Raw genomic sequence first — 13,844 nt, forward strand, 5'->3', positions numbered from 1 at the left:
TAATGCCTAGTTTTTCACAAATAAAACATTGCCCCATGTATTATGATGTAAATTTTCGATATACACTGAAAACCCTTGTTTTTCGAGCCATGTTTTGACTTGAGGATACAATGGGTTTTCTTTGTATCGTTCAGTTAATGAAACTTCTATAAGTAACGCTTTTGCTGTTTTTAATATATTGGGGGCCGCTTGTAACGCTGTTAATTCATGGCCTTGTAAATCAAGCCAAAGAAAATCGACATGATCAATATTATATTTTTGTGTCCAATCATCAAGTGTGATGGTATTAACTGTTGTAGGAATAAAAGATATATCGGGTTTTTCTTGCGCAATTTCAGCTGGTTTTAATAAAGAACTTAATGCCGTGCATTGTTCACTGCTCACAAACATTATTTCAGTGCCAGTTTTATTACTCAATGCATAATTATAACAATGAATATTTTTTCTATTTTCGGTAGCTTTTTTTAATTCTGCAAATAAATAAGGAACGGGTTCAAACGCGTGAATAGTACCGTTCGGAAAAAGTGTGCTTAATTTTAATGTATCTCGGCCTATGTGGGCGCCAGCTTCAATGATTATTGCGTCTTCAGGAAGTAATGTTTTGAGTAATTCACGTGAGAATTGTTTAGGCTTCTGCTGGTTCATTATTGTTTTCTTGTACAACTTTATAACCACATTCTTTGTTAGAACACATTAAAATTCGATTGCCTTGTTTATCCACTTTTTTGATTAAAAAGGGAAGGCCGCATGAAGGGCATTTTGTTTCTTGAATGTCACCAAATACTACAAATTTACATTTTGGATAGTTTGCGCATCCCCAAAAAATATTACCTTTCCATTGTTTTCTGACTACTTCGCCTTTATCAAGCGGGCATTTGAATTTTGCTTTTGTTTGTTGGATATATTTACATTCTGGGTAACCAGAGCAGGCAATAAATGGCCCAAATTTGCCAACCATTTTACGGAGTTTATTTTTATTACATTTTGGGCAAATTTCATCAAGCAATTCTGGTGATTCTGTTTTTACCATTTGGATGGTGCCATCTTCTAACCGTTTAAAATTGCTCGTGAATTTGCATTCTGGATAATCTAAGCAGCCTAAGAATGGGCCAGTGCGCGAAATACGAATGGCAAGCTTATTTTTTTTGCATTTCGGGCATGTGATATCAGTTGGCTCAGCATGTTTTTTGCCTTTTTCGCCTCTGAAAGCTTCAAGGTCTTGCTGAAATTCTTTATAAAATTCTTTAAGTAAAGTATCACGATCAAGTTGGCCTTGTGCAATTTTATCAAGATCTTCTTCCATGTGCGCGGTGAATTTTAAATCCATTATTTTAGGAAGATTTTCAGTTAATAGTTTTGTTACTGTCATGCCTAACTCTGTTGGCATAAATTTCTTTTTTTCAAGTGTGGTATATGCCCGTGCACGAATGGTATTTAAAATCGTGGCATAGGTACTCGGTCTGCCGATGCCCTCTTTTTCTAATGCTTTAACTAAAGATGCTTCAGTAAATCGTGCAGGTGGTTGAGTAAAATGTTGCTTTGGATCTGTTTTAATTAAATCAACCGGATCTTTTTCTTTTAAATCTTTGGGTAATTTAACCGTTTTCTCTTCTTGATCATCTTCTTCCACAGCGCTATATACTTTTAAAAAGCCATCAAAAATAAGAGTTGAACCTGTAACTTTAAATGTAAATTTATCGCCTTGAATAGTTACTTGCCGTTGTGCATATTGTGCTGGATTCATTTGGCATGCAACAAAGCGCTTCCAAATAAGTTCATATAATTTTGCAGCATCAGCAGAAATAAATTTTTTTACATATTCAGGGCTTAATTGCGTATCAATAGGACGAATTGCTTCATGGGCATCTTGCGCTTTACCTTTAGCTTTTGTGTAATTTTGTGCTTTTGAAGGTAAATATTTGCCACCAAAAGTTTTATCAATATAAGACCGCGCTTGTTTAATGGCAGTATCAGAAAGCCGTAATGAATCAGTACGCATATAGGTAATTAAAGCAACGGGTGTTTGAGGATCTTCTAATGGAATACCCTCATATAAATTTTGCGCAAGTTGCATAGTTTTTTTAACCGTAAATCCAAGTTGGTTATATGCTGCTTGTTGCAAAGTACTTGTCATAAATGGCGGTGCAGCCTTTTTTATTCGTTCTTTATCTTCAATTTTATCAATAACAAAGGATACTTTTGGCAGTTGAGAAAGAATTTCCTTTGTTTGTTTTTCATTTTTTATATCAATTTTTTTCTTATTTATTTGAGTGAGTAGGGCGGCAAACGTTGATTTGTTATGCTTAAAAGTACCTTCAATTGACCAATATTCTTTTGGTTTAAAAGCACGAATTTCTAATTCACGGTCGCAAATGAGCTTGAGAGCAACTGATTGAACACGGCCAGCTGAAAGCCCCTTGGCTATTTTTTTCCATAAAACAGGAGAGACTTCATAACCTACCCAGCGATCAAGAACACGGCGTGCTTGCTGAGCAGCTACTTTTTGCATATCAACACTTGAAGGATGCTCTAAAGCTTCAGTTATCGCTGGTTTAGTGATTTCATTAAACCAGATACGGTAAATCTGATCTTTATTTTTAAAAACTTTTTCAATTTCTTGGCCAATATGCCAAGCAATAATTTCTCCTTCTCTATCAGGATCGGGAGCAAGGTATACTAAATCAGCTTTTTGTGCTTCTTTACAGATATCAGCAATAATTTTATCTTTGTTTTCAAGCACGGTATATTCAATATCAATGCCATCATTGACGGTAACGCCAATCTTTTTAGGAGGAAGATCCTTAATATGTCCTACTGTGGACATTATCTTGAAATCCTTCCCTAAAAATTTAGAGATGGTTTTGATTTTTGCCGGTGATTCTACAATTAATAGCTTTTTCATGGCTTTTTTGCTGATTTTAACCTTTATTATTTAAATTATAGCTGAATAAACTTCTCTGGCTATATTAGCGCACTCAATAATTATAGTAAAATAAAAATTTACAAAAAGTCAAACTTGGTGCAAAATTCATTTTAGAATATTTTGTTGAGGCATCTTCTTGATGATTTTCTACTTATAAAGGAAAAGCTTGCCGACTGTCAAGCAAGAAGGTAATATGAGCCAAGAGATAAAGAAAGGATCCATATGAGTTTTCAAGGACTATTTTCTTGGTTTGGTACCGTTGGTCAACAGTGGGCAAGTTCTTTATTAATATTTAGCCCAGAAAAAGGAAAGCAGTTTGTTTTGGCGAGCCTAAATGCTTTTGTAAAAGCTGCTAAAAATTTTTTTAAAAAATTTGGGTGGGTGCTCCTTATTGTTCCTTTTGTTTGGATGACCCAAGCTGTTTTTGGAGAATATGCGGACTTTTTTTTATCACCATATTTTATTGGTGCTATCGATTATATTCTTGTTTGTTTTGTATTTCTTGTAGTACGGCCTTCATTATCGTTGAAGAATTGTAAATACTTTTCCCGTTATATTTCGAGCTTTTTTATGCTATTACTTATACTTTTTAGCATTGCTATTGTTCAATGGTTTACAACCGTAATTTTATACATGATTTTTCAATCGAAGTTTGTTGTTCTTTTAATAGAACGCTTTTTGTTTTTATTTGAAGATATTAGTTTATTTGTTTTTTTACCATCGCCACTTTTTTTATATATTGGTTTTTTTTATTTTGATTCAGCAGGTGGTTTGGTTGGTGCGTTAAACGCTATTATTCGTGGAGTTAGGATGGCATTTTATACGTACCCACTTTCATTAATTTTAATGTTTTTTTTCATATTGATTGGTTTTTTAGTTGCTTATCCATTATTTATTTTATTTTCATATCTATCTATACCATTCGGATTACAATACCTTATTAATAAAGTGTTATTTTTTGTTTATTATATATTAGTTGCATCATGTTTTAGCATTATTTACACCAAAAAAGCACATGAAGATTACGATCTTTTTGTGAGGATTAAATAAATAAGATTAAATCTGGGAATTATTGATGAATAAGGTATGGCTCTTTTTTCGTTCACTTGTAGGGTATATGATTGTTGGTATTGTATTTTTGATTTGTTCAATCCCTTGCTTTATTATTGCTTGTTTGCCAGCAAAATGGCGTTATGATAATAAAGTATATTATTGGTTTTTAAATATTTTTTATAAAGGAATTGTTTGGGCAACTTTTTTGCCAATTACTATTGAGGGCAAAGAAAATATACCAGATAAAGCGGCAATTATTGTTGCGAATCATCAATCATCATTAGATATCCCATTACTTGGTTCTTTAGTAAATTCATATCCACATATCTGGTTATTTTTAGCTCGTTTTGCAAAAATCCCTTTTTTTGGTTTTATCGTGCGCAGAATGAATGTAGTGGTTGATCATAGTGGGCTACGAAGATTGATAAGTTCATTAGATACTGCATTTAAAATTATACAAAAACATAAAAGTCATGTGATGATTTTTCCTGAGGGAGGAAGATATATTGACAATAAAATCCATAAATTTTTGCATGGATTTGCAATACTTGCCAAAAAAACTGGACGACCGGTTGTGCCAGTGTTTATGTTTGGTGTAAACAAAGTATATCCACCGGGATCTTTTTTTGTAAGACCGCATCCTATTCATATTATTGTGGGCCGTTCATTTACATTTGAACCAGATGAACAAGAAGATGATTTTGTGGAACGCGTGTATAATTGGTTTAAGCAAAGAGAACAAGGGCTCAAGTGAATTCTTTTTTTTGGTTTAAACATCCTTGGATAGCCATAGGTGGTATTTTTTTCGTTATTTTTTTAGCATTAATTCGTTGGTTTTGGTATAAACCAATAATGCTTTCTTATTCACTAACTTCTGCATTAAAAAAGACCGAACAAAAAACAAGTATTATTTTCAAAGTAGTTCCTTTTTTATTACGTGCTGCTTTATTGTACTCTTTAGTGCTTTTTTTAGCGCGACCACAATTAGTTAATGTGAAGTCAAAAGTACAGACTGAGGGTATTGATATCATGATGGTGCTTGATGCATCAGGTAGTATGCAATGCTTTGATGATGTGCGTGATAGACGAAGCCGTTTTGAGGTAGCAAAAAAAGAAGCCATAAGTTTTATTGAGCAAAGAGAAAATGATCAAATTGGGCTTGTAATTTTTGGCAAAGATGCGATTTCTCGGTGTCCACTTACATTAGATAAACATATTTTGACAGAAATTATTGATAAATTAGAGTTAGGAATGATTGATCCTGATGGCACCGTTTTGAGTATCGCCATATGTATGGCAGCAAAACGGCTTAAAAATGCAAAAGCAAAAAGCAAAGTTATGATTGTGCTTACTGATGGTGAGCCAACACTTGGGCTTGATTTGCAACCGCAGTTAGCGATTAACTTGGTAAAAAAACTTGGTATAAAAGTATATACTATCGGTATTGGCAATGAACAGGGTGGATTCTGGCACGATCCTTTATTTGGAATAAGGCCAATGGGCTTTCGCTTAAATACTGCTTTATTGCAAGAAATTGCCGGTAATACTGGTGGGCAATTTTATTTAGCTGAAAAGCCGGAAGATATGAAGCGTATTTATAATACCATTAATCAGTTAGAAAAAACTGAATATGAAGCACCTATTTTTACGCAGTATACTGATTTAGTATTACCATTTGCGCTGATGGCATTAGGAATTTTTTTAATTGAATTATTGGTAACATCTTTTGTGTGGTTTAGTATATGACAAGTGAATTTTTTGGAATAACATGGCAAGCGGTGCAATATTTAAAATGGATTTTTTTATTAATACCATTTGTAGTACTTATTTTCTGGCAATATCATAATCGTTCTCAAATTATATCTAAGCTTATTGGTAATCAGCATACATTATTGCTTAATTATTCGAAAACAAAGCAAATTATTAAAATGTTTTTATTGATTCTGGGCGTGGTATTTATTTTTTTAGCGCTTTTACAGCCGGCATGGGGTAAAAAAGAACAATTAATTGAACAAGAGGGCAGAGATTTACTAATTGCGCTTGATGTATCGCGCAGTATGTTAGCAGAAGATCGTTTGCCTAATCGGCTTTCGTTTGCTAAAGAAAAAATTAAACAATTAGTTAATCAATTAAATGCAGAACGCATAGGGCTTATTTTATTTTCAGGTTCTACTATTGTGCAATGTCCATTAACAACTGATTATGGGGCTTTTTTTCTTTTTTTAGATCAACTTGATGCACAGACCATTTCTTCAGGGACCACTTCTTTAGATCAAGCAATTAAGCAAGCATTAACTATTTTTGAAGGGATGCCAACTAAAAAACATAAGTTAGTGGTAGTACTTACTGATGGTGAAGACTTTTCAAGCAATTTAGCTGATATTAGATCTCGTGCATTGCAAGAAGGATTAACTATCTTTACTATAGGCCTTGGCACATTAGAAGGCGCTCCTATACCAGTATTAAACGAACAGGGTGAACAAATAGGTCATCAAAAAGATGAAAAAGGAAATATAGTTATTTCACGCCTTAATGAAGGTATTTTAAGATCATTGGCTCACGAATCTGGTGGCATTTATTTGCGCGCTACTGATACCGGAAATGATATAAAAACTTTATTAGAACGTGTGCGAGAATTTGAAAAAGAAAAATTTGAGGAAAAACACGTAAATAACTTAATTGAACGGTATCCCTATTTTGTTGTTTTAGCGTTTCTGTGTTTTGCATTAGAATGGTTATTATGAAGAAATTATATAGTACTATCTTTATTTTTTTATTATCGAGTAATACATTTTTTGCGGTGCAGTTTTTAAAAGAATATCAAGCCACTAAAGCATACGAACAAAATGATTTTCAAAAAGCAAAACAGGTGTTGGAAGAATTAGTTTTGAGAGATCATACCAATTACAAAGCATTATATAATTTAGCAAAAGTGGCGTATGCACAAAAAGATTTTGAAAATGCAGAAGGTTATTTTTCTCAAGTACTGGAAAAAGAATCATTATCCAAGCAAGAAAACATCCAAGCTTCATTTGATTTAGGTAATACGCAAGTACAATTAAAGAAATTTCAGGAAGCCTTGCAAAGCTACGAGCAAGTATTAAAAATAGATAAAGATCATGAATACGCAAAAAAAATGATTGATAATATCAAAAAGATTTTAGAACAACAGCAACAACAAGAAGAAAATCAGCAAAACCAAAATAAGCAGCCTCAACAAAAGAAACAAAAAGACGAGCAGCAAGAAAAACAATCTGATCAAGATAATCAGCCACAGGGAAATAAAGAAGAACAACAATCACAAGATCAACAATCTGAACAAGATAAGCAGCAATCATCGCAACAGCAAAAATCTAAAGATGATGGTGATGATCAAGAAAATAACGGTAAAGGAAAGCAAGATAATCCAGACGCCGAAAATCAAGAACAAAATAATGGTGAAACGTCATCTGAGGAAAAACAATCTTCAGAAAGTCCATCGCAAAAAGAAGATGATCAAGAACAGCAATCCCAACCCCAAGAAGATGAAAATAACCCTGAAGATGGAGATGGCGCATCTAAAGGTGAAAATCAGGGGGGAGATAAAAAAAATGAGCAAAGAAAAAAAGGGTCTAATAATAGAGGTGCGCAGCAATCTGAAAAAAAACAAGATACCGAAAACGGTAATAATGATAAATCTGATCATGATGAAAATTCCTCATCGCCAGAATCTACTCCTACTCCATCTGAAGATAAAGAAGATGAACAAAAAGAACAAGATATTGAAGGCTTAGCTGATAAAGAAGCACTTGATAAAACAGATGAAATTTTAGATGATAATGAAAAAATGTTATTAAAAGTTTTAGAAGAACATGATGCGCAAGCAATTAAAGAATTGCTCAAAGGAACAATGAAACAAGAAATGCGGGAGCGTCATGGCCAAAAAAATTGGTAGCCTCTTTTTAATATTATTTTATATACCTCTCTGTTTTGCTGCACATATTACTATGCAATTAATGGATAGTGCAGGAGATACGGTTCAGCAGGTTGCCGTTAATGTGCCTTTTTTTATAGAAGTTGCCGTAACGAGTGAAGATAGTCTTAATAGCACAATTTCAGTTCCTTCTATTGAAGGATTAAAACCTTTTATCATTGAAGAAAAAACACATGTTAGTACGATTAATAGTATAATTAATGGGAAACGTTCAATAAAAAAAATATTTAGATTTATTTTACGTGCAGAAAAACAAGGAGCATATCTGATTGGTCCTGCGCATACCACTATTAATAATCGACGAGTTTCATCTAATACGTTAGTAATCAGGGTTGGTGCCCAACAAATAATCAATGCAACGGAACCTTTTTTGCGTTTACTCATTGATAAAGCCCAAGTATTTGTGGGAGAATCTATTCAATGTACATTACGTTTTTATCCCGGCAAATCAACAAGTTTAGATGGCATTTCACAACCAGAATTTCCTGATTTTGATACACGTCCGTTGGAAGGGCCATTTTCTGGTGAAGAAGTAATCGATACTAATCCAACAAAATATATTGAATGGCGTACCACATTATTTCCCCAAAAAACAGGAACTTTAACTATTCCTTCAATAGCTGCTATTTATAAAATACCCCGAAAAAAAAGACCGATGGCGTTTGAAATGTTTGATCGCTTTTTCGATAGAGGCTTAGAACAAAAGCAAGCTTTTTCAAATGTAATCAAAATAAAAGTAGATCCATTGCCGGAGCATACAAAGCCGGTGCATGGCATTGGCGATTTTAATGCGCTTAAAGCTGAAGTAGATCATCAAGTTGCACAAGAAGGCGAAGCGATTGTGTATCGATTAATTTTAGAAGGAAATGGCAACTTTGAAACGATAAATTCTATAGATTTAGTTATGCCGGATGGATTAAAATATTATGAATCAAAAAGCTATATGGACGAATCAAAAACAAAAGGAGATCAGCGAAAGTTTTTTGAATATATTATTCAAGGAATTAAACCAGGTGAATGGAAGATACCTGCACAATTATTTACTTTTTTTAATTTAAAAACGGGGACACATCAAGATTTATTGAGCAATGAAGTAGAAACGATGATCAAAGAATCAACATCATTGCCAAAACAATCTGTAGATAATACACGTAATAGTAATAGTAATGCAAACAATTTTATATTGCCTATTGTTGAAGATGGTTTATGGCATGCACAGCGAGAACGTAAAATGCCATGGCATATATTTTTTTTATTATGTAGTTTGCCATTATCATTATCAATGGGTTACTTTTTATATCGTGTTCGATTAAACCGTATGCAAGAACGTGTTAAATTAATGCGACAAAAAAATGCTTTTAAAATTGCGTATGCTACGCTAAAAAAAATTACCATAACACAAGATCTTTCGCAGCTATCTTTATTAATACATCAATTATTTGCTGATTATTGGATGATTCCCATGCAAGAACTTTCAGACGAATTTATTCTTAATAAATTAAAAAAGACTGATTGCCCACAAGATGTAATTGAAAATTGGCATACTTTTTATGAAGAATTACTAAGCTATACATTTGGTATAATGCAAAATAAGCAAGATGAAACTTTTGATCGTGTAAAAAAATGGTTAGATTATTTAAAAACGATATTATGAAAATAAAATACTTTTTACTCAGTATTACGGTTCTTTTTTTGATGCAAGTACAAGCAAATGATCAAGAAATTTTTTTACAAGCAAATCATATTTATCATGAAAATAATTTTGAAGAGGCTCTTAAGCAATATCAGGCGATAGAGCAAAAAGGCCCGAGTGTTTGGTATAACATGGGTAATTGTAATTATTATTTAAAAAACGTTGCTGATTCATTGATTTGTTGGCGAAGATCCCAATTAACCGGTAATTCTACTATTCATAGACTTGCGCAACAGAATATTGATGATTTACACAAAGAACTGAAACATACCATGCCAAGTTCCTATAATTTTTTTGATATGCTCCAAGCGTGGAGTATGTCATTCCCATTATTTTTATGGCAATGTATGTTTTTGCTTGCATGGGTTTTTCTCTTTTTAATGGGTAGTGCTTACCCACGAAAAGGCTCTCGTTTATTAACATTTATATTTGGTATCAGTGCCCTAGCACTTGCCGTTATGTTAATTGTTAAATATACTGCTACAACTAAAGATATTGGCATTATAATAAAGGAAACTCCATTGTATATAAGCCCAAGTAATCGTGTTAATGTGCAAGCAACTATGTATGAAGGGCAAGAAGTTGTAATAACACAAAAACATAATGCTTGGTATAAAATAAACCATGATATACATATTGGCTGGATTCCTGATGATGCCGTTGTGCGATTAAAAGAAACATAAAAAAATCGAGCATGAAGGCCTATAATCATTAAGCATAAACATATACACAAATTACATATTTATATTTACATAAGCCTAGGTATTTTATGTGGCCTAGTTTTTTTTATTTGTTTGGAATATCTTTCGATGGATAGGCAGTATCGCTTTTTACTGCAACAAAAAAAATTATATGAATATTATACTCGATCATACCAAACATTTTTAGTACATGCGCAAGAATGTAATTCTCAAATGAGGCAAGTAGAACAAGAACTTCAGCCCGCTGTTATTCCTATTGAGCAGCACATAATTAGTAAAAATGAAAAGCCATCGACTGTTCATCGCAATAGGTTTTTAAGGCAATCAAGGCATATAAAAAATCAAAAAATGTACTGGCCGCTTGAACGTTCAAGTTTTTGGTTAAGTTCTAAATTTGGCCCAAGAAAAAAAGAAAATGGTATTTTAGGATACCATTATGGGATTGATATGGCAGCAGCTAAAGGGACCCCCGTTATGGCAGCTTCAGCTGGTATTGTCATAGAGGCAAGTTATTCTAATAAGGGATACGGTAAAACTATCCTTATTGCTCATGATGATGGTATTTTTCATACTCGTTATGCCCATTTGGATGAGATTTTAGTTAAAGTAGGTCAAAAAGTTAAACCTGGCTTACGAATTGGATCAGTGGGCAATACAGGAGCTGTTCGCGGTGAAAATGGTGGTAGAAATGCGTATCATTTGCATTTTGAAGTAAAGAAAAGAGGCTCGCATATTGACCCTTTGTCAATTTTAACCTAATCTATAAGAGATCAAAAAGATCAAAAAAGTTACCGAGAGGATTTATCGTGAGTATGATACAAAAAACATGGAAATGGTTTAGACGACCCAATAAATCAACTTTTGCTCAATATGTTGAAACATTTTTAATAATTTTACCTTTAGCATTTGTTATCCGCACCTATTTTTATGGGCTTTATCAAGTGCCAACTGGCTCAATGGAAACAACAATGTTAGTAGGCGAGCGGTTTTTTGCCGATAAGTTTACGGTATTATTCTGGCCACCAAAAAGAGGTGATATTATATCTTTTAATGACCCTGTTTTTGAATATTCAGATAATAAATATAAGCGATTATTTGAGCAATATGTCTGGGGGCCAAGCAATTGGACTAAGCGAGTAATTGGAATACCAGGAGATCATATAAAAGGTATCATTGAAGATGGCAAGCCGGTTATTTATTTGAATGATGAAAAATTAGATGAACCATATGTAAATAAACATCCGCTAATTGCTGTTTATAAAGAAGGAAAAATGCCGCCGTTTGAATTTAGATCTTGGGATAAATTGGTTGACTTTGAAGATCAACCTTTTTATAAAATGGATTCTATTAATGTAAAAAAAGCGGCTCGTTTATTAAATCAGTTTGGGCAAGAAGCAATTCGTTATCCCGGGGTACCCGAAGTTAACGGCTATGGGCGAAATGTTGATGAATACGACGTGTATTTAGGGCCTACGCAGTATTGGGTAATGGGAGATAATAGACGAGCAAGTAACGATTCTCGTTTTTGGGGACCCCTTGATTCTGAACATATTCATGGTAAGATCGTTTGGCGTATAATTTCAGTTGATAGTAGCGATCCATGGCTTGTTTTTGATATTTTGCAGCATCCAATAGAGTTTTGGTCACGCGTGCGTTGGAATCGATTCTTTCAACGAATGCAATAAAAAAGTTGCATGCTTAAGATTTTTTGCTACATTGAATGTATATAAAAAAATCTAATATAAAAAAAGGATTTTAATGAGGCATGAAATACGAAATAGCATTTTTGTAATGTTCGGACTTTCTACTTTGACATTATTAAGTTCCTGCACTTGGTGGGAAGAAAAAAAAGATGAAAAAGCAGCATCGCTTATTGTGGTTAATGTTTTAAGTAAAAAATACTTTGATGATTGCCATATTAAGGGATCGGTTAATATTGAAATGGATGCGCTTAAGGATCATGCAGAGAAAAACTGGAATAAAGCAAAAGATCAAATAGTGCTTTATTGTGGAAATTATATGTGTACTGCAAGTGGTGAATCTGCACGAATGCTCAAGCAAATGGGCTTTCAGCATGTATGGGCATATGAAGGAGGAACTGCTGAGTGGAAGCAATTGGATTATCCAGTTGAAGGTGTTTGCACGGCAGGTTATTTAACAAGTTTTAAAAAACCTGAAGGATATGAAGCTGAAGCAAATACACCAGTAATAACCTCTCAAGAGCTCAAAAGCAAAATGGAAGAATTCGACTTGCTTTAGGCAGTTGAAATTCCTGCCGACCTTTTGGCGGCATAGCCAAGTGGTAAGGCAAGGGTCTGCAAAACCCTGATTCCCCGGTTCGAATCCGGGTGCCGCCTCCAAAAAGTCTTTTCATGCCGGGATGGCGGAATAGGTAGACGCAAAGGACTTAAAATCCTTCGGGAGTTTTCCCGTGCCGGTTCGAGTCCGGCTCTCGGCACCAAAAATAAAATATGGCTGATTGTTATGCGATTTTTTTGAATAACAGAGGCCATTATTTTTTTGTTCGAAGTTTTATTAAAAAAAGTGGTAGGTTATCCATAAAAAAATGCATAAATAGTCTATAAAAATTACTTGACAAAACCTGTATGCATTATAAAGTACGATTTAGAACTTGTTTTGTTTGCTAATAGAATGCAAACGTAAGAAAGATAGCATATAACCAAAGAAGGAATTTTATGAACAAAGCGATGCTCGTCGAAGAGATGGCGAAACGAACCAAAGAATCAAAAGCAACTTGCAAGCGTTGCCTTGAATCATTCATGGATATTGTAAGCGATGCGTTAAAAAAAAGTAAACAAGTAGTTCTGACTGACTTTGGTACTTTTTCAGTTTTAAAAAGAAAAGCTCGTACTGGTGTAAACCCAGCGACTGGTAAAAAAATGCAAATCCCTGCTAAAAAAGTTCCTAAGTTTAAGCCAGGAAAAGCATTGAAAGAACTTGTTAGATAAATTAAAAATTACGCATATTTGTGGGAGACCTAAATATTGGTCTCCCTTTTTTATTATATATTCTTGCGTACATTTTTATGTGTTTATTATACTTAAATTGATTTAGGGGAGTTTAGGGAAAGGAAAATCATGGAATTAGAAACAAAAAAGGCAACACAAACAGCACAGGGATGGTTTGAGGTTATTAAAGTAAAATTTAATGAATTTGCAAATCAATTTGATTTAACATGGGCCAAATTGACTGAATTTGGAGTAGCATTTGGATTAGGAGTTCTTTTTGGATTTCTTTTCAAACGCTTTGGCAGGCAAGTAATATTATTATTTATTATTGCAGCAGTAATATTGATCGGTCTTGATTATTTCAATGTTATAACGATCGAATGGCAATCCTTGAGAAATATATTTGGTACCGCGCCTACTACTAATTTAGAAAATATTATTCAGGATTATGTAAATTGGGCTAAAAAACATATAGTTGGCGTGATTATTGGTTTAATTGGGTTTATTATTGGTTACAAAATCGGTTAATCAG

General features: G+C 33.6%; 14 protein-coding genes and 2 tRNA genes. 14 read left to right on the plus strand and 2 right to left on the minus strand.

The window, feature by feature from the left end; translation table 11 throughout:
- Positions 1-6: 6 nt before the first annotated feature.
- Positions 7-645 (minus strand): FkbM family methyltransferase, encoded by a 639-nt coding sequence (locus WDZ41_03695; GenBank protein MEX0940439.1) that lies wholly within the window; start codon positions 643-645, stop codon positions 7-9.
- Entirely contained in the window at positions 626-2,902 is a 2,277-nt protein-coding gene (gene topA / locus WDZ41_03700) for a type I DNA topoisomerase (GenBank protein MEX0940440.1), read from the minus strand. The genes WDZ41_03695 and topA overlap by 20 nt, the downstream gene beginning before the upstream one ends.
- 243 nt (positions 2,903-3,145) lie before the next feature.
- On the opposite strand from topA, the gene WDZ41_03705 reads away from it, so the two are divergent.
- From WDZ41_03705 to WDZ41_03770, 14 genes are all read left to right on the plus strand, one after another.
- Positions 3,146-3,973 (plus strand): hypothetical protein, encoded by an 828-nt coding sequence (locus tag WDZ41_03705; protein MEX0940441.1) that lies wholly within the window; start codon positions 3,146-3,148, stop codon positions 3,971-3,973.
- Positions 3,974-3,998: 25 nt separating this feature from the next.
- A complete protein-coding gene (locus tag WDZ41_03710) occupies positions 3,999-4,730 on the plus strand; it encodes a lysophospholipid acyltransferase family protein (GenBank protein MEX0940442.1) in 732 nt (243 codons plus the stop codon).
- Positions 4,727-5,722, plus strand: coding sequence for a VWA domain-containing protein (locus WDZ41_03715; GenBank protein MEX0940443.1), 996 nt, complete (start codon positions 4,727-4,729; stop codon positions 5,720-5,722). The genes WDZ41_03710 and WDZ41_03715 overlap by 4 nt, the downstream gene beginning before the upstream one ends.
- A complete protein-coding gene (locus WDZ41_03720) occupies positions 5,719-6,720 on the plus strand; it encodes a VWA domain-containing protein (GenBank protein MEX0940444.1) in 1,002 nt (333 codons plus the stop codon). Before WDZ41_03715 ends, WDZ41_03720 begins: the two co-directional genes overlap by 4 nt.
- A complete protein-coding gene (locus WDZ41_03725; protein ID MEX0940445.1) occupies positions 6,717-7,910 on the plus strand; it encodes a tetratricopeptide repeat protein in 1,194 nt (397 codons plus the stop codon). The genes WDZ41_03720 and WDZ41_03725 overlap by 4 nt, the downstream gene beginning before the upstream one ends.
- Positions 7,891-9,603 carry a BatD family protein gene (locus WDZ41_03730; protein ID MEX0940446.1) on the plus strand — a complete coding sequence of 571 codons (1,713 nt, stop codon included), beginning with the start codon at positions 7,891-7,893 and terminating at the stop codon, positions 9,601-9,603. Before WDZ41_03725 ends, WDZ41_03730 begins: the two co-directional genes overlap by 20 nt.
- Positions 9,600-10,325: a hypothetical protein gene (locus WDZ41_03735; protein ID MEX0940447.1), complete on the plus strand. Its 726-nt coding sequence runs from the start codon at positions 9,600-9,602 to the stop codon at positions 10,323-10,325. The genes WDZ41_03730 and WDZ41_03735 overlap by 4 nt, the downstream gene beginning before the upstream one ends.
- 126 nt (positions 10,326-10,451) lie before the next feature.
- The gene (locus WDZ41_03740; GenBank protein MEX0940448.1) at positions 10,452-11,102 is read left to right on the plus strand and encodes a M23 family metallopeptidase; all 651 of its coding nucleotides are present in this window, start codon (positions 10,452-10,454) and stop codon (positions 11,100-11,102) included.
- Positions 11,103-11,155: 53 nt separating this feature from the next.
- Complete coding sequence (lepB, locus tag WDZ41_03745; protein ID MEX0940449.1) at positions 11,156-12,028, plus strand: signal peptidase I; 873 nt, start codon at positions 11,156-11,158, stop codon at positions 12,026-12,028.
- A 73-nt stretch (positions 12,029-12,101) separates the two neighbouring features.
- The gene (locus WDZ41_03750; protein MEX0940450.1) at positions 12,102-12,602 is read left to right on the plus strand and encodes a rhodanese-like domain-containing protein; all 501 of its coding nucleotides are present in this window, start codon (positions 12,102-12,104) and stop codon (positions 12,600-12,602) included.
- A 26-nt stretch (positions 12,603-12,628) separates the two neighbouring features.
- Positions 12,629-12,703 (plus strand) — tRNA-Cys (locus WDZ41_03755).
- A gap of 14 nt (positions 12,704-12,717) precedes the next feature.
- Positions 12,718-12,804 (plus strand) — tRNA-Leu (locus WDZ41_03760).
- A 208-nt stretch (positions 12,805-13,012) separates the two neighbouring features.
- A complete protein-coding gene (locus tag WDZ41_03765; protein ID MEX0940451.1) occupies positions 13,013-13,312 on the plus strand; it encodes an HU family DNA-binding protein in 300 nt (99 codons plus the stop codon).
- A 129-nt stretch (positions 13,313-13,441) separates the two neighbouring features.
- Positions 13,442-13,840, plus strand: a complete 399-nt coding sequence (locus WDZ41_03770; GenBank protein ID MEX0940452.1) for an FUN14 domain-containing protein — start codon at positions 13,442-13,444, stop codon at positions 13,838-13,840.
- The last annotated feature ends 4 nt before the right edge of the window (positions 13,841-13,844 follow it).

This window comes from Candidatus Babeliales bacterium, from assembly GCA_040879965.1.
Classification (GTDB): domain Bacteria; phylum Babelota; class Babeliae; order Babelales; family JACPOV01; genus JBBDJI01.